16 protein-coding genes are annotated in these 17717 nt (G+C 31.7%); 5 read left to right on the top strand and 11 right to left on the bottom strand.

Annotation, left to right across the window (positions count from 1 at the left end; genetic code table 11):
• Position 1 precedes the first annotated feature (1 nt).
• The 7 genes from KAR88_RS03550 to KAR88_RS03520 form a co-directional block, all read right to left on the bottom strand.
• On the bottom strand, positions 2-1126 hold the full coding sequence (locus KAR88_RS03550) for a 2-oxoglutarate synthase subunit alpha (protein ID WP_002829720.1): 1125 nt from the start codon (positions 1124-1126) through the stop codon (positions 2-4).
• A gap of 8 nt (positions 1127-1134) precedes the next feature.
• On the bottom strand, positions 1135-1446 hold the full coding sequence (locus KAR88_RS03545) for a 4Fe-4S binding protein (RefSeq protein ID WP_002776091.1): 312 nt from the start codon (positions 1444-1446) through the stop codon (positions 1135-1137).
• Between the two features lie 14 nt (positions 1447-1460).
• Positions 1461-2330, bottom strand: a complete 870-nt coding sequence (sucD, locus tag KAR88_RS03540; protein ID WP_002776090.1) for a succinate--CoA ligase subunit alpha — start codon at positions 2328-2330, stop codon at positions 1461-1463.
• A gap of 9 nt (positions 2331-2339) precedes the next feature.
• Positions 2340-3503 carry an ADP-forming succinate--CoA ligase subunit beta gene (gene sucC, locus KAR88_RS03535; RefSeq protein WP_002776084.1) on the bottom strand — a complete coding sequence of 388 codons (1164 nt, stop codon included), beginning with the start codon at positions 3501-3503 and terminating at the stop codon, positions 2340-2342.
• Entirely contained in the window at positions 3500-4408 is a 909-nt protein-coding gene (locus tag KAR88_RS03530) for a malate dehydrogenase (RefSeq protein WP_002786005.1), read from the bottom strand. Before KAR88_RS03530 ends, sucC begins: the two co-directional genes overlap by 4 nt.
• A complete protein-coding gene (locus KAR88_RS03525; RefSeq protein ID WP_002776080.1) occupies positions 4405-6609 on the bottom strand; it encodes an NADP-dependent isocitrate dehydrogenase in 2205 nt (734 codons plus the stop codon). The genes KAR88_RS03530 and KAR88_RS03525 overlap by 4 nt, the downstream gene beginning before the upstream one ends.
• 116 nt (positions 6610-6725) lie before the next feature.
• Positions 6726-9296, bottom strand: coding sequence for an AsmA-like C-terminal domain-containing protein (locus KAR88_RS03520; RefSeq protein ID WP_002776078.1), 2571 nt, complete (start codon positions 9294-9296; stop codon positions 6726-6728).
• Here KAR88_RS03520 and mltG point away from each other — a divergent pair.
• The 5 genes from mltG (at position 9211) to KAR88_RS03495 (ending at position 13340) form a co-directional block, all read left to right on the top strand.
• On the top strand, positions 9211-10212 hold the full coding sequence (gene mltG, locus KAR88_RS03515) for an endolytic transglycosylase MltG (RefSeq protein ID WP_002776077.1): 1002 nt from the start codon (positions 9211-9213) through the stop codon (positions 10210-10212). The two genes, KAR88_RS03520 and mltG, sit on opposite strands and share 86 nt — an antisense overlap.
• Before the next feature lie 75 nt (positions 10213-10287).
• Positions 10288-10719 carry a flagellar basal body rod protein FlgB gene (gene flgB / locus KAR88_RS03510; protein WP_002776076.1) on the top strand — a complete coding sequence of 144 codons (432 nt, stop codon included), beginning with the start codon at positions 10288-10290 and terminating at the stop codon, positions 10717-10719.
• Positions 10720-10728: 9 nt separating this feature from the next.
• Complete coding sequence (gene flgC / locus KAR88_RS03505; RefSeq protein WP_002776072.1) at positions 10729-11223, top strand: flagellar basal body rod protein FlgC; 495 nt, start codon at positions 10729-10731, stop codon at positions 11221-11223.
• Positions 11224-11229: 6 nt separating this feature from the next.
• Positions 11230-11529, top strand: a complete 300-nt coding sequence (gene fliE, locus KAR88_RS03500; protein ID WP_002776071.1) for a flagellar hook-basal body complex protein FliE — start codon at positions 11230-11232, stop codon at positions 11527-11529.
• Between the two features lie 5 nt (positions 11530-11534).
• Positions 11535-13340, top strand: a complete 1806-nt coding sequence (locus KAR88_RS03495; protein WP_002780868.1) for a penicillin-binding protein 2 — start codon at positions 11535-11537, stop codon at positions 13338-13340.
• On the opposite strand, the gene KAR88_RS03490 is transcribed toward KAR88_RS03495, so the two are convergent.
• The 4 genes from KAR88_RS03490 to htpG are packed head-to-tail and all read right to left on the bottom strand — an operon-like array spanning position 13333 to position 17693.
• Positions 13333-15141, bottom strand: a complete 1809-nt coding sequence (locus KAR88_RS03490; protein ID WP_002776069.1) for a Na/Pi symporter — start codon at positions 15139-15141, stop codon at positions 13333-13335. The genes KAR88_RS03495 and KAR88_RS03490 overlap by 8 nt on opposite strands.
• On the bottom strand, positions 15116-15550 hold the full coding sequence (locus KAR88_RS03485) for a hypothetical protein (protein WP_002780864.1): 435 nt from the start codon (positions 15548-15550) through the stop codon (positions 15116-15118). Before KAR88_RS03485 ends, KAR88_RS03490 begins: the two co-directional genes overlap by 26 nt.
• Positions 15547-15867, bottom strand: coding sequence for a rhodanese-like domain-containing protein (locus KAR88_RS03480; protein WP_002780862.1), 321 nt, complete (start codon positions 15865-15867; stop codon positions 15547-15549). The genes KAR88_RS03485 and KAR88_RS03480 overlap by 4 nt, the downstream gene beginning before the upstream one ends.
• Positions 15864-17693, bottom strand: coding sequence for a molecular chaperone HtpG (gene htpG / locus KAR88_RS03475; protein WP_002776065.1), 1830 nt, complete (start codon positions 17691-17693; stop codon positions 15864-15866). Before htpG ends, KAR88_RS03480 begins: the two co-directional genes overlap by 4 nt.
• Positions 17694-17717 lie beyond the last annotated feature (24 nt).

The raw sequence follows: 17717 nt of genomic DNA, 5'->3' as shown, positions 1-17717 counted from the left end.
TTTATATATTCTCCTTTACTTTAGCAATGATTTCGCTAGGTGTTATAGGACGACCATTTGCACGATGTAAGCTAATAAAATCACGACGAGAACTTACTCTTTCAATCTCCTCAAGATACTGTCCCATATTTAATTCGCTTACCATTACCTTTTTAAATTTGCTTGCCACTTCAGCAATTTTCTTTTCAGCTACAGGATAAAGTGTGATAGGGCGGAAAAGTCCTACCTTAATACCCTCTTCTCTGAGCCTATTGATAGCTTCTTTAGCAGAACGACTTACGCTTCCGTAAGCTATGATTAAAAATTCAGCATCATCAAGCATATATTCTTCATAAGTACAAATATCATCTTGGTTGTTTTTAATTTTACCTATAAGTCTTTCCATGTTTTTCTTAACTATAGCGCCATCTTCTGTTGGAAAACCTATATCTCCATGATGAAGTCCGGTTACATGATAGCGATAGCCAGTAAAAAATGGATTGAGTGTTGCAGGTTCATTTTCGCCCGCTGCATAAGGTTTATAATCTTTTTTATCGCCTGTGAATTTTTTACGATTAATAATTTCTATATCTTTTAAATCAGGCAATACCGCTTTACCATTCATATGCCCTACAGTTTCATCCATAAGTAAAAATACAGGAGTCATATACTTTTCAGCCAAATTAAACGCTCTTATGGTTTCTGTATAAGCTTCTTCTAAACTCGCTGGTGCGATAGCCACACTAGCAAAATCCCCATGAGTAGGTGCTTTTGCTTGAAATAAATCCCCTTGAGCCACCCTTGTTGGAAGACCTGTTGAAGGACCACCACGCATAACATTTACAATAACAAGTGGAATTTCAGCGATAAAAGCAAGACCGATTTGCTCTGCTTTAAGCGAAATTCCAGGACCACTACTTGCGGTCATTGATTTTACGCCACTCATAGCAGCACCAATACTCACACTTACACCCGAAATTTCATCTTCCATTTGTATAAAAGTTCCATCATTTGCAGGAAGCATATGGCTTAATTCATGTGCAATTTCAGAACTTGGTGTAATAGGATAACCTCCAAAAAATTTACATCCACAATCAATTGCTGCTTTTGCAATCAAAACATTACCTGTTGCTATAACTTCTCTCATTGTCTTTCCTATGCTAATTTTTTATATTTATTATTTTTTACTGCTACGGCTCTGTCTTTAGCTTCCGGAGTCAGTTTGGCAAATTTAAATTCATCTCTTTTTGCCACCATAATAGCAAAATCTGGACAATGTGTTTCACACTCAGTACAACCTATACAGGACTCAGGATGTACAACCTCTATCATTTGTCCCAAAACCGCATGAACATCATCGCGCATAGCTAAAACCCCTGCAGGGCAATAGCTAACGCAGATATTGCAAGCTTTACATCTATGCTCATCTACCCAAACAGGGGTATCTTTTGGAGCTGCTATACTCATATCTTTTTCCTTTTTTAGCCTAATATTTTTTGTATTTCTTCACCGATTAAAGCTGGAGAATCCACTACATGAATTCCATAAGACTTTAATGCTTCTTTTTTAGCTGCAGCACTTTCATCAGCACTACCTACTATAGCTCCTGCATGTCCCATTCTTTTACCTTTTGGCGCAGTCGCTCCCGCAATGAATGCTACCACAGGTTTGCTAATATTTTCTTTAATAAATTTTGCTGCTTCTACTTCTAAGCTACCGCCGATTTCCCCTATCATAACAATAGCTTTTGTTTCGTTATCTTTTTCAAATTCACTTAAAAGTTCTTTATAAGCAAGTCCTATGATAGGATCTCCACCAATGCCTACTGCTGTTGAAATTCCATACCCACCTTGAACTACTTGATTAGCTGCTTCATAAGTTAAAGTTCCACTTTTTGAAATAAGCCCTACGCAACCCTTTTTAAAGATAAAGCCTGGCATAATGCCTAATTTGCATTCTTCAGAAGTAATGATTCCTGGGCAATTTGGTCCTATAATTTTCATGCCTTTTTTATTTGCATACTGCTTGGCAAACATCATATCTTTAACCGGAGTATGTTCTGTAATTACAACAGCAAGCTTAATGCCTGCATCCGCTGCTTCAATCACACTATCACCTACTGCAAAAGCAGGAACAAAAATCAAACTTACATCAGCTCCTGTGGCTTTAACTGCATCTGCAACTGTATCAAAAACAGGCTTGCCAAGATGAGTTTGACCACCTTTATGAGGAGTTACACCTCCGACTATATTTGTACCATAAGCCATACACTGCTCTGCATGAAAAGTTGCTTCTTTACCTGTAAAACCTTGAACTATTACTTTTGTATTTTTATTAACCAATATACTCATTTTTTATCCTTATCCTACTAAACTTTTTACTAATTCTGCACCATTTTTAAGATTGGTTGCTGCTTTGATATTTTTAAGATTTGAACTATCTAAGATCGCTTTTGCTTCAGCTGCATTTGTACCATCAAGACGCACTACGATAGGAATGTTCACCTCAACATTTTTAGTTGCCTCCAAAATACCATTTGCGATTCTATCACAACGAACAATACCACCAAAAATATTGATAAATATTACTTTAACATTTTTATCTCTTAAAATGATTTCAAAAGCTTTTGCAACTGTTTCAGCAGATGCGCCACCGCCCACATCTAAGAAGTTTGCAGGTTTTGCACCACTATAATTGATAATATCCATTGTTGCCATAGCAAGTCCTGCACCATTTACCATACAAGCAACATCACCGTCTAATTTTACATAACTTAAACCAAATTCAGCTGCTTCTCTTTCAGCAGGATTTTCTTCTGTGATATCTCTAAGTTCGGCAATCTCTGGATGGCGATAAAGTGCACTGTCATCAAAACTACATTTTGCATCAAGAGCGTAAAAATCTCCTTCTGCAGTTTTAATTAAAGGATTGATTTCAAGCATATTCATATCTTTATCCATATAAAGCTTATAAAGTTTTGCTATCATAGAAATAAGTTTTTTGCTTTCATCTTTATCTAATCCTAAAACCTTTGCCACTTCAAGACCATGAAACATTTTAAAGCCAATTTGTGGATCAATGCCTACTTTTGCGATTTTTTCAGGGCTTTCTTTAGCCACTTTTTCTATATCCATCCCCCCTTCGCTTGAAGCAATGATTGTAATTTGTTCTGCCATTCTGTTAAATAAAATAGCCAAATAATATTCTTTTACTATATTTGCACCACTTTCTATATAAAGTTTTTGCACGAGCTTACCTTCAGGTCCTGTTTGATGAGTAACCAAATTCATTCCTAAAATTTTACTTGCATAATCTTTTACCTCATCTAAATTTTTAGCGATTTTAACACCACCGCCAAGACCACGACCACCTGCATGGATTTGAGCTTTCACAGCCCAAACGCTACCGCCTAATTCTTTAGCATTTTCTACAGCTTCTTCTACGCTAAATGCAACCTTTCCCTTTAAAGTAGGGATACCATTGTCTGCAAAAATCGCTTTTGCTTGATATTCATGTATATTCATTTATCTTCCTTTATATATTGATATTTTATTAATGATTTTTTTACCTTGTCTTTTTCTTCGTCGCTAAGTTCAAGCTTCATAATCTCAACAACGCCCTCTAAACCCAATCTTGCCATAGTACCTAAAGCTTTATTTTGCACTCCAAATTCTCCATGCAAAATCACACTCATAGGTAAAAATTCTCCACTTCTTATAGATTCGAGCATTCTTACACAAGCGCTTGCAGGTGCCAAATATGCTGAAGTTTTAAGATGTTTAATCACCTTTGCTCCACCGGTTTTAACTTCATTTTCCAAATCCTCAAATTCTTCTTCACTTAAAAGTTCTCCGAGTTTTTGATTTTTAACACTTGCATAAGATTTTACTAAAACCATATCATCATTATGAAAACCAATTAATCTTGTATCCACACTTGAAATTCTAGCTTTTAACTTTTTAGCTACTTCATACTTAAATCTTGCATTGTCTAAAACCCCTGCCATAGCAACAATTTTTTTAGAAGAAAAAATTCCACTCTCATAAAGAGTATTGAGCAAAAAATCCACCGGATTTGTTAAAATGATAAAAAGTGGATCAGGATTAAATTCTTTAATTTTTTTAGCACAATCAAGCATAATGTTTGTATTTAGCTGCAAAAGCTCTTCTCTACTTTGGCCATCTTTTCTTGCAAATCCTGCGCTAAAAAGCACAATATCAGAATTTTTTGTATAAGTATAATCCTTAGTACAAGTTAATTCTATGTCTAAATTTAAAGCAGCTATGCTTTGGGATAATTCTAATTCCCTTGCAATCAATAAATCTTCATTGATATCAACTAAAACAATCTCATTTGCCAATTCACGCAAAATTAAAGCATAGGCTACGCTTGAGCCTACATTCCCTGCACCGATGATTGTGATTTTCATCTTTGTCCTATTTTTTCTATGATAGCATTAAAAGTTGCACTTGGGCGCATAATTTTATTTGCTTTCTCATCATCAAATTTATAATATCCACCCAAATCGACTTTCACACCTTGTGCATCATTAAATTCGGCTCTAATTTTTTCTTCATTAGAGGAAAGCTCTAAGGCAATATCTTTAAAAAAGCTTTGAAGCTCCATATCATTTGCTTGTCTTGCCAAATGATTTGCAAAATACATTGCTAAATAAAAATGGCTTGTACGATTATCATCTTCTTTTACTTTTCTTGATGGAGCTTTATTGTTTTCAAGCCATTCACCTATAGCCTCATCAAGACATTCTGCTAAGACTTTAGCTTTATGATTATTGCATTTATTAGCATAAAATTCTAAGCTTGCTTGTAGGGCTAAAAATTCACCCAAGCTATCCCAACGTAAATGATTTTCTTCGACTAATTGTTCTACTTGCTTTGGTGCTGAACCTCCTGCTCCGGTTTCAAACATAGCTCCACCATTTAACATTGGTACAACTGAAAGCATTTTAGCACTTGTTCCAAGCTCTAGAATAGGAAAAAGATCGGTTAAATAATCTCTTAAGACATTTCCTGTAATAGAAATAGCATCTTTTCCAGCACGAATCAATTCTAAGCTTTTTAAGCAAGCTTCATAAGGAGCAAGGATAGCTATATTTTTATTTTTTTCCTTAAGACGGTTTTGAACTAAATCTATCATAATTTTATTACTAGCTCTTTTACTGTCTAGCCAAAAAATCGCTTCAGCTCCTGTCAAATCAGCTCTTTCTATACCCAAATCGATCCAATTTAAAACAGCGTCAAATTTAGCTTGATTGGCTCTATAAATATCACCTTTTCTAACTTTATGCTCTAATAAAACCTTACCTTTGGCAATGATTTTAAACACTCCATCTTCTTTAGCAACAAATGTTTTATCATGTGAGCCGTATTCTTGAGCTTTTTTAGCCATCAAACCTACATTAGATACACTGCCTAATTTCGCAGGATTTAAAGTGCCATTCTTATGCAAATCTTCGATAACCGCTTCATAAATAGTTGCGTAAGTTTGATCAGGGATAACTGCATTTGTGTCTTTTTCTTTGCCTTCTTTATCCCATAATCTTGCACCATTTTTAAGCATAGCAGGCATAGAAGCATCAACAATAACATCGCTTGGAACATGTAAATTGGTGATACCCTTATCTGAATTTACCATAGAAATATCAGCACGACTGTTTAAAATTTCGTTGTATCTTCTTAAAATTTCGTCTTTCTTGCTTGAAGTTTGCACCTTGCTTAAAAGTTCGCTCAATCCATTGTTTGGATTGATTCCAAGTGTTTCAAATTCATCTTTAAATTCATCAAATAATTCTTTAAAAAAGATTTTTACCGCATAACCAAAAAGTATAGGATCGCTTACTTTCATCATCGTAGCTTTTAAATGAAGAGAGAAAAGTAAATCATTATCTTTGCTTGCTTTGATTTCTTTAGCATAAAAATCTTGCAATTTTTCTACATCCATAAAGGTTGCATCTAAAATTTCATTTTTTTCAAGCTTTAAGCCTTCTTTTAAAATTTCACTTTTACCACTATCTGCAACAAATTCAATACTTGCTACACAATCCTCATCGATTAAAACCGCTTTTTCATTAGAAAAGAAATCACCTTCTTTCATATAAGATACACGAGTTTTAGAATTAGGATTAAACTCAACCACACGATAAGGATTATTCTTTGCATAATCTTTTACCGCTTTAGTAGAACGGCGATCTGAATTGCCTTGTCTAAGCACAGGATTAACCGCTGAACCTAAAACTTTTTGATATTTTGCTTTTATTTGAAATTCTTCATCGTTTTTTGGTTCGTCTGGGTAGTTTGGTAACATATAACCCTTTTCCTGCAATTCTTTAATAGCAGCTTTCAGCTGTGGAATAGAAGCTGAAATATTTGGAGTTTTGATTAAATTTGCATCTGATTTTTTTACGAGCTCACCCAAAAGCTCCAAAGCATCTTCGCATCTTTGATCTTCTTTTAGATACTCACTAAAAGTAGCTAAAATTCTTCCAGATAGCGAAATATCAGAAGTTTTTACTCCTATATGCGCCTTGCTTAAAAAAGCTTTTACTATAGGTAAAAACGAATAGGTCGCAAGTGCTGGAGACTCATCTGTCAAAGTGTAAGTAACTTGCATTTTCTGTCCTTTTAAACACTAATTTTATTTTTCAATCTAAAGTATATTACAATTAAAAAAAAATGCAAGAGTAAATTTAAAGTTTGTTTTAGTTTTAAAACAAACTTTAAACACTTTTAATTAAACAAATTAGAAGGAAGTTGTATGATATTTTTAATCAAATTAAAAGGGGTTTTTAAAGTATCGCTTAAAATTTGAGTGTGAAATTTTGGATCATCTAAAGCGCCATCGACTTTTATATTGGCGCTTATCTCTTGATTTTTCCCCAAAATAACATAATTTAAAATCGGAACCTTTGAAATAGTTTCAGAAGCTGATTTTAAAGTTTTTAATTCTAAATCTATATCTATGGTATTTAATCTTAAATTTGCACTGCCTAAACCATACAAATCCATACTGTTGCCATTTAAATTAATCGCTTCAAAACTTAACAAATCCTTTTTACGATTAAAAACAACTCTTCCATCATGCAAACTTAAACCTTTTTCATTAAAAGTAGGAGTTTTAAACATCAAAAGACTTGGAACCGTATCGATAAAAGATATAAGCTGATTAACCCCTTTAAGATCCCTTATAAAGGTATCTTTAAAATTAAATTCCCCCTCAAAATAATCTAGGCCACTACCTATCACGCTAAAATTAAAGACACCCTCTTGCACAGCCCGTTTTTGCAAAAATTCATTCAGATGTTCATCGTTTATATTTTTAATAAATAATTTCAAATCATTAGGACTATAATGAAGATCAAAATTTGCATTCTTGCGAGTAGCCCTAGCATCTAAGATATCACTTTTTAAATTTGCCTCCATTTTATCGAAATTTAGAGTTTTGTTAAAATCTGCTAAAATCAAAGTGAGATTTTCTCCATTAAGTATAATATTTTGAGTATTTTTTGCTATATCAAATGAAGAAGTAGAAGCATTTTCATCTTTTTGGTAAATATAAGTTAAATTTTTAAGATGTATGGTTTTATTATTATCAATAACCTTAACATTAGCTAAACCACTTTGTGTATTTATGTTTAAAACACCACTTTTACGAACAATACCAAAGCTATCATTTTCGTAAGGCTTGTTATTAACCAATAAGTTATTTTTAAAATGAGCATCCTGTATTTGCGCATTAAAATCATTAAAGTCTACACTTTTATAATAAATACTTTTTGCACCCATAAAACCGAATTTTTTTAATAAAGGCGAATGAGGGATTAAAATATTAGGATTGTTTGCATATGCTTCAAGTCCTTCTTTAAAATTTAAAGTCAAATCCCATTCTGGCACACTAAGCTGTAAATCATCTGTATAGTCTAAATTTATCTTTGTTTTTTGATTTCTCATATCAAAAAGCTCGCCATTGTCAAAATATAATCTTGAAATTTGAGTATCAAAAATACCCTTATGGGTAGCTAGATCGATTTTAGCATTAAAATCTGCTTCCAAAAACTCATTTTTTACGCTTGCATTTTCTATACTCAAAGCATTTTGATTTAATTTAACAAAAGCTCTAGCCACGCTAAAATTTGCTAATGAAAGCTCCGCATTTTCTAAAGACAAAGTGCCATTATATTTTACATCACCCTTTTCGTTAAAATCGATTATAAGCTCTAAATCACTTCCAAGTTTTCCATTTTTTTGGTAAAAAGGTAAATTTAAATCATAATTTTTTAATGCCTTAGCAAGTTTTTCATCAAATTTTAAATTTTTAGATTTGATACGCAAGTAAATTCCATGCTTTTTATTATCAAATAAATCATATAAAAACACCTTGCTTTCACTTAAATCTGATTCATTATAACTTGCCTTATTGAAGGTAAAATTTAATTTTTGATTGCTTAAATTTAAATCAAGTTTTGGAAAATTAATAGCATTCATTTGATTATCCAAACGAACTTTTACATTATTTGCATAACCCCAAGCACTGATATCATCAAAATAATAATTATTTTTAGAAAAATCAATAAAACCTTGAATAAAATCAAAATGATAAAAATCTCCTTTAGCCCTATGCGCAACCCAAAGAACTAAAGGTTCGGGCAATGCTATTCTTTTTTTTGCTTGATTGAAGATAGTGGTAATATCTCTAATATTGATATCTTCAAATTTATAGGCTAGGTTTTGATTTTTGTAAGAAATATTTATCTTAAAATCAGCCAAATCACTATTTGCTTGGCCTTTAAAATTATAAAATTCACTTTTTGCATTAATACTTAAATTTCCATCTATGCTTAAATTATAATCTTTAAGCAAAAGATTTTTAATATCAGCATTAATTTCCTTTCCTTCTCTGTGTAGCGCAAGTTTTAAAAACAATAAATCATTATCTACAAAAAATTCATCATTTTTAAACAATATACGCATATGATTATCTTTGATATTGAAATTTTGTATGTCTATTTCCTCAACAAAAGTATAAAGATATTTTAAATTTTTAGTAATATTTAACAATTCCTTAGAAGCAAAGTCAGAATTTACATTCTTATCATCCTGAATACTTGCATTGTTATCTTCATTAAATGTGATATTTTTTGCTCGCACAATGAGTTTTTTATCTAATTTAATATATAATTGCTCCAAATTTAAAAAACTAAATTGGATATGAGATATGAGAATACCATTCTTAAGAACTAAAAATACAACTGAGATAAATACAATTAAAACAAGTAATGCATATACAATTTTCTTTTTCATTAGAAACTTCTTTTTGATATTTATTTTAGGAATTTTTTATTATTTAACACAACCTTTAAAAAGCAATTCTGTTGTTTTTTTGCCTCAAGGTTCCATTGCTCAAATTATAACACATCTAAAACAAAATAAATATGAAATGAGCACGATTGATAAATATATCTTATTTTTCTTGGGTCATCCTCAATCAGGCTGGATAAATATAGGCACAAAAGAACTCAATAGAATAGAATTTTTACACAAACTCACCATAGCTAAAGCAGCATTAGAAACCCTTACTCTCATCCCTGGAGAAACCAGTGTGATTTTTTTAGAGCAAGCTGCAAAACAATTAGAACTTGATAAAAACACGCTTTTAGCCGAATTTGAAAAACAAGCTACATATAAAGAAGGGGTTTTTCTTCCTGAAACTTACAAAATTCCAAAAGGAATCACAGAAGCACTTTTGGTTCAAGTTTTGCTCAAACATGCAGAAAATTCAAATAGAAAAACTTCGGAGAAAATTTTTGGCGAATACAATGCCAAAAAATGGCACCAATACATCATAACAGCATCAGTCATTCAAAAAGAAGCGGCTAATGAAAGCGAAATGCCTATAGTTGCAAGCGTTATTTATAACCGTATAAAAAAAGGTATGAAGCTCCAAATGGATGGAACCTTAAACTATGGATTTTATTCTCATACAAAAATCACTCCTCAAAGAATAAGAGAAGATAATAGCTCTTATAATACTTATAAATTTGAAGGTTTGCCTAAAGAAGCAGTTTGTAATGTCTCTTTATCCGCAATTCGTGCTGCTATCTTTCCTGCAAAAACTGATTATTTATATTTTGTAAGAGATAAAACCACAGGGGCGCATATTTTTAGCACCAATCTCAATGATCATAATAAAGCCATTCAATCACAAAAAAACAAATAACTAAAATTGCAAAAATTTATGCAAGTTGGAACAGTATTTGCTTGTTAATTTTTGAAATTATAAAAAGGATAAAAAATGATTAACCCATTCAAATCAAAAGAACTTATCACAAGTGCTTTAGCGGGTAGAAATTTAAGAAATCAACTCATCAATGCAAACCTTGCAAATGTTGACACTCCTTTTTATAAAGCAAGAGATATTGAATTTGAAACTGCTTTAGTAAATCGTGCAAATGAAATCTTTAAAAAAAATGATAATAAAGAATTACAATTAGCAATAACTGAAGAAGGACATCAAAAACCTTGGAAATTCCCAGATCCTAGCAAATCTACTATTTATCTAAGGGATGGACATTTAGCAAGAAATGATGCAAATACTGTGGATTTAGATGTTGAGACAACTGAAATGAGTAAAAATACAGTGATGATTACAGCTCTTGATGGGGTCTTAAGAAGACAAAGTAATATTTTTAGCTCTATACTTGATGCAAGTTCTAAATTAAGTTAAAGGTAAATTATGGCATACTTAAGTGATTTTGATATTAGCGGATATGGTTTAAGTGCGCAACGCTTTAGAATGAATGTTATTAGCTCCAATATAGCTAATGCAAACACAACAAGAACAGCTGAAGGCGGACCTTATCGAAGACGCGAAGTGATCTTTAAAGCGACAGATTTTGATAAGCTTTTAAACGAGCAAATTAATAAGGACAATAACTTTTTAAAATATGAAAATCCTTTAAATGATCCAAGCTCACCTGAAGAGGCAAAGCCTGCTATACAAAGCGTTGTTGTAGATAAAGTCGTAAGAGATGATAAAGATTTTCGTATGAAATATGATCCTTCTCATCCTGATGCTAATGCGCAAGGCTATGTAGCATATCCAAATGTAAATCCTGTCATCGAAATGGCAGATTTGATTGAAGCAACAAGAGCTTATCAAGCTAATGTTAGTGCTTTTACAAGTGCAAAAACCATAGCTCAAAGTGCGATTGATTTATTAAGAGGATAATAAAATATGAATAATATTAATGATTTAAGATTAAATAATAACATTTCAAATGCAAACAAAAGCCAAAATTCTAATGATAAAATCGGCGACGAATTTGCTAAAATGCTTAAAAACGAAATCGAAGATTTAGATAAAACTCAAAAAACTGCAGAAGCTGCGATGACAGATATTGCAACAGGACAGGTAAAAGATTTACACCAAGCAGCTATTGCTATCACAAAAGCTGAAAGCAGTATGAAATTTATGCTAGAGGTTCGAAATAAAGCTATCAGCGCTTATAAAGAAATCACAAGAACACAAATTTAAGCTGTATGCAAGAGCATAAGAAAAATCGTGTTTCAAAAGTCGCCTTTGCTTACTGCATGGCGCTTTTTTTTATGATCATTTTTCTTAGCTCTACCTTTTTTCTCACTTCAAAGCGCCATATCCCCAACACTGAAAAAGATCAATACTCTCTTGCCTTACGCGGAAATATCATCACTAAAGATAATTTTACTATCACAAGCTCAAGGCAAATTTATCGCGCAGAAATTGATTTAAGAAGTATCAATAAGGATAAATTTGATTTATTTTTAAAGCTTTTTCAAATATATAGTGGAATTAGCGATGATGAAATTGCAGATATTAAAAAAAGAATTCAAAAACAGAAAAAACGATCCTATCATTTTATCCTTTCTCAAAATTTAGATTCTAAACAAGCAAGCTATCTTAGAGATCTTGCAAAAAAGCTTTATATACAAGGATTTTTTAAAGCATTTACCAATAACCTAGGAAAGGTTGAAACAAGAGGTTTAAGCATTATCGAACATGAAGAAGATAGAATTTATATGTCTAAAGATGCTTTAACTCCAGCCATAGGTTATACTAAAATGGTTTTAGATCCTCAAAGCGGAATTTTAAAAAATGTTGGAGTAAAAGGACTTGAAAAATACTATGACGACTGCTTAAGTCCACTCCAAAATGAAAAAATTCAAGGCCTAAAAGATATAGGTGGAAATATAATCTTAAATTTAAACTCATTGCAGCAAAAAAAGATTGATGGCTGTCTTTTATATCTTAATATATCCTTAAAACTTCAAAAAAGCATTGAAAAAGCGATTGATGGAAGAAATGAAGATTTAAAAGCTAATGAAATCATAGTTGGAGTTATGGATAGTAAAACAGGTCAAATTCTAGCTCTGGCAAGTTCTAGGCGTTATGATCCCCAAAATCGCGGTAAAGATTTATCTGTTTTAAATGCAAGCGCTATAGAGTATGGATATGAAGCAGGATCGGTTATCAAGCCTTTTATTTTTACAACTGCTCTAAGACTTGGCAAACTCAAGACAGATGAAGTAATTAACACCTATGGTGGAGCTTATAAACTGGGGCGTTTCACTATTAGAGATGATCATAAAATGGATCAAATGACTATGGAAGAGGTGATTAGATATTCTTCTAATATAGGTATGATACAAATTGCGAAAAGATTGAGTAATCTTGAAATCATTGCTGGACTTAAAATTTTTAAATTTGGCGAAAAAAGCGGAATTGACTTGCCTTACGAGCAAAAAGGAGAAATCCCTAATTCCAAGCGCTTAAGAGATATAGAAAAGTCGGTATTAAGCTATGGATATGGCTTAAAAACAACCTTTATACAACTACTTGCTGCTTATAATGTTTTTAATAACAATGGAGTTTACATCACTCCGCATTTGGCTGAAAAATTCTATCAAGATGGACGCTTTGTAAGTCTTGAAGAGGATATCAAAAAAGAAGTTATTTTAACCCCGCAAGCAGCGCAAACCATGCAAAAAATTCTTATTGATGTTATAGAAAAAGGTACAGGAAAAAAAGCTATCACTCAAGGTATAATCGTAGGGGGTAAAACAGGAACTGCGCGTATTGCAGAAAGACAAGGCTATACCTCCAATCGCTATAATGCTTCTTTTTTCGGTTTTGCCAACGATACAAAACATAACTATACCATAGGGGTTTTAGTAAGAAACCCTACCAAGCCTTATAGTTACTATGCTGCTCAAAGTGCTTTGCCTATGTTTAAAGATGTTGTAGATATTTTAATCAATGAAGATTTTCTAACCCCTATCATCACAGAAAATAATCAAACTCTTAATTAATATCATCCCAAAGCACCTTTTCTCTTGCGAAAATGATTTCAACGGCATCTATAAGATCTTTAGCAATCTTAGCAATAAAACTTGTATCATTAATTATAGATATACCCTCTGCGGTAGTGATTTTTCTAACTAAAATAAGATGTTCGACATTATTAAGAGTTAAACCATCAATTTCTTTTAGAATTTCCTTACCTTTTTGAAGATTTTTAATAATCAAATACACTTTTTCATCGTCCACGCTTCTAAGCTCTTGAATACTTCTTAGCAATTCTCCTAAATTAGATCTTATTTTATTGTATTCTAAGGCCAAATCTTTATTACCGCAATTAGAGTATTTTTTGATATTTTCTTGAACTAATTTTAAATTTTTAGTTGCCTCTGTAAGATTTTTAGCAGCGATTTTAAAAGTAAAAATTCTGTGATTTTTAAGTTCATCATCTATGTGAATTTGCGCTTTGGTTGAAAAGTCAATGATAGCTTCAAAAAGCACTTTGATTCTAGTTTGATACAAATAATCCAAATCCACATTTTTACTAAACCATTTTTTATTTTGCAAAATTTCTTCAAAGCTTTTATTGCTTTGTATATCTTTACGACTCAACCCTATAGCATGAGCGATAATCGCATACGCATTATCATAAAGATGTTCACTTTCTTTTTGCAAAGCTTCGATAGCTGTATCACTAAATTTCAATAAACTAGGTTCAAGATATAAGGGTCGATCTTTATTTTTATCTTTAGGTGCTTTAACGATTTTGTTTAAAAAATTTACCAATTGTGGGATAAACAATACAAAGATAAATATTCCTAAAAGATTAAACAAAGTATGAAATAAGGCCATTTTTAAAGCTAAATTTTCTATATTTAAAATTTTTGCCATCCCATTTAAAAAATCAATAAAATAAGGAAAAATAAGTATGATTATAATTGCAATAGTAAAATTAAAAATACAATTTGCAAAAGCAAGCTTTTTGCCCTCAACATTAGTACTTAAAGAAGCTAGCACAGCTGTTACCACACCTCCTACACTCGTACCCAAAGTCGCTGCTAAAGAATTTTCAAAACTGATTTGCCCTGTCAATAGTGCTGCGACTATAATGGCTATTGTTGCTGTGCTTGATTGAATAATACCTGTAAGCAAAGCCCCAAGACCTACAAAAATCAACACTCCCTTAAAACCTGTAAAATCAAAATAAGACAAATCTATAGCATCTTGAAATTCATTAAAACCATTTTTTATATAATCCACTCCTAAGAAGAAAAAACCTATACCTATAAAAATATTTCCAAAACTTTTAATCATATTATCTTTTTGAAAGAAAAACAAAACTCCAATTACGAGCAAAGGTATAGCCAAGATAGAAATATTAACTCTTGTAAGCCAAACAATCAACCATGAACTTGCAGTATTTCCCAAATTTGCACCAAAAATAATACCCACACCAGCAACTAAAGATATTAGTCCTGCGCTCAAAAAAGAAAGAGAGATAATCGAAACTAAAGTTGAAGATTGCATGATAAGAGTGCTAATAGCACCAAAAAGTATGCTTTTAAGTTTTGTATTTGTCGAGTGAGTAAGAATTTTTTCAAGCAAGCCGCCACTAAAAGATTTAAATCCTAGGCTTAAATTGGTCATTCCTATAAGTAAAATTGCAACTCCAGCCAATAAATTAGCCAATTCACTAAATCGAATTAAAGCAAAGATTAAAACCAAAGTAAAAATACCCCAAAAAGTCATCTTGAGATATTTTAAAAAGTTTTTGCGTTCTTGCACCTTAGCCTCTAAGCTTTTCAAATTCATTCATCAAATTTTCTCTTAAATTTTCAGCCTCTTCTTCGCCATTTTCCAAATATTCAAGCAATAATTTTTCAAGCTCTTTTAAAAAATCAAAAAGCTCACTTTGCCATACACTATCGCTTTTATTGCTTAAATTCATTGTTTGTATGAAGGTAAGCTCTCTGCTTAAATCCCCTAATTTTTCCAATAATTCATCTTTTTTATCTTGATCTTTTAAGGTAAAACTATTATTTTGAACCCCATCCTTAAATTCTCTAATTCTTTCATCGATAATATCACAAAATTTGGGATAAATATCTGATTTTATAGGCTCAAGCAAGGCCTTTTCATCTATATTTAAAGTAAGTTTTTTAAGTGCAAAATAAAGGAGTAAAAAAGATAACGCTGCTATCAACAAATAAAGTCCTATCATATCAAGCCTTTTAATGCCAACATCCCACCATCTAAATTTACACTTTCTAAACCGAGTTCATTTTTAATAAAATTTGCAGCCATCATACTTCTATGACCTCCACGACAAATAAAAGCAAGTTTTTTATTTTCATTTCTTCTCGCTTGAAATTCTTCTAAAAAATTAGCATTTAAAAGCCCATGATTATCATACAAAGCTACACATTCAGCATGAGGTAAAACACCCTCCTCCCATTCAGCTGGAGTGCGAACATCAAAAATTTGATATTCGCTTAAATCCTGCTTCATCCAAACACTTGCTGGGAGATTTGTAATCATGAGAAAGCCTTAGTGATGATTTTTGTAAGGCTTGCATTAAATTCAGCCGGATTATCCACACCCATACCTTCGCTAAGTTTTGCCATATTTAAAACTAAGGTTGCTATATCAGCACTAAAAGTTTCATTATTTTTAAGACCTGTAAAAATGGCGTGTTTTGGATTGATTTCTAAAATAGGTTTAAAGTTTTGTTCTTGTCCCATTTGTTTTAAAAGCTGCTGCATTGCAAAATCAGGCTTATTTTTATCATAAACAATACAACTTGGACTATCTTTTAAACGACTTGTAAGTCTCACATCTTCAACTTGATCCTTTAAAAGCTCTTTAAATTTAGCCACCAATGGAGCAAATTCATTTTTTTCCTCATCGCTTAATTCATTTTTATCTTCAACTTGATTAATGGCTATAAATTTCAAGCCTTCATATTCTCCAAGCATAGGAGCAATCAAAGAATCAATCTCATCATCCATAAGTAATACTTCTATATTTTTTTGCTTATATTCTTCAAGTAAAGGTGAATTTCTAAGCAAGCTTTCATTGTTTCCAGTGATATAGAAAATTTCTTTTTGCTCGCCTTGTATATCATTTTTATATTCTTCTAAAGAGCGCAAACTTTCACCCTTAGTGCTTTTATAAAGCATGAGTTTTAAAAGACTGTCTTTTTCGCCACCAAAACCATAAAGTCCCTCTTTTAACACTTTGCCAAAATTCTTAAAAAAGCTTAAATATTTTTCTTTATCTTTATTTTTAAGTTTTTCAAGCTCGCTAAGTATTTTTTTAACGCTGGCTTCTTTTACGCCTTTTAAAATTTGATTTTCTTGTAAAATTTCACGGCTTACATTAAGTGGTAAATCCTCTACATCAATAATCCCGCGCACAAAACGCAAATAAGTCGGTAAAAGCTCCTTATCATCATCGCTGATAAATACGCGTTTTACATAAAGTTTTAATCCGCTTTGATAATCCACACGATAAAGATCAAAAGGTGCATTTTGCGGAATAAAAAATAAAGAATTGTATTCTAATTTTCCCTCACTCTTAGTATGAAGATAAAGCAAAGGCTTGTTAGAATCGTGAAAATTTTGCTCATAAAATCTTTCATAATCCTCTGTCTTAAGGCTTGATTTTTGCATTCTCCACAAGGCATTAGCTTTATTAATTTGAGAAATTTTAAGCTCGGTTTTTCCTTCTTCCTCGCCCTCTTTAGCAGGGATAAATTCCTCTTTTTCCATAAAAATTGGAAATTGGATATGATTTGAATATTTTTCTATAATACTTTCGATTTTATAAGAATTTGCAAATTCATCATCTTTTAAATATAAAGTAATACTTGTCCCTTGCTCTTCTTTAGTCGCATCTTCAATCTCATAGCCATTTGCATCAGAAATCCAAAGATAAGCTTTATCATCTAAAGCTTTTTTGCTTAAAACTTCGATTTTACTAGCCACCATAAATGCAGAATAAAAACCTACACCAAATTGTCCTATAAGTTGAGAATCTTTTTTTGCATCACCACTTAAATTCTCTAAAAAACTTTTTGTACCACTTTTTGCTATGGTTCCAAGATTGTTAATAAGATCATCTTTATCCATACCTATACCATTATCGCTAATAGTAAGGGTTTTCTTATCTTTATCGATTTTAATATCTATTCTAGGTTCAAATTTTAAACTTTTATATTTATCATCACTCACGCTTAAAAAATTAAGTTTATCCAAAGCATCACTTGAATTTGATACAAGTTCTCTTAAAAATATTTCCTTGTTTGAGTATAAGGAATGAATCATCAATTGTAAAAGTTGATTTACTTCAGTTTGAAACTGCATTTTTTCTCCTTTATAAATTTTGAA

This window comes from Campylobacter sp. JH23, from assembly GCF_017846595.1.
Taxonomy (GTDB): domain Bacteria; phylum Campylobacterota; class Campylobacteria; order Campylobacterales; family Campylobacteraceae; genus Campylobacter_D; species Campylobacter_D coli.
The sequence above is the reverse complement of the archived record's forward strand: the minus strand, read 5'-3'. Positions and strand labels throughout refer to the sequence as shown.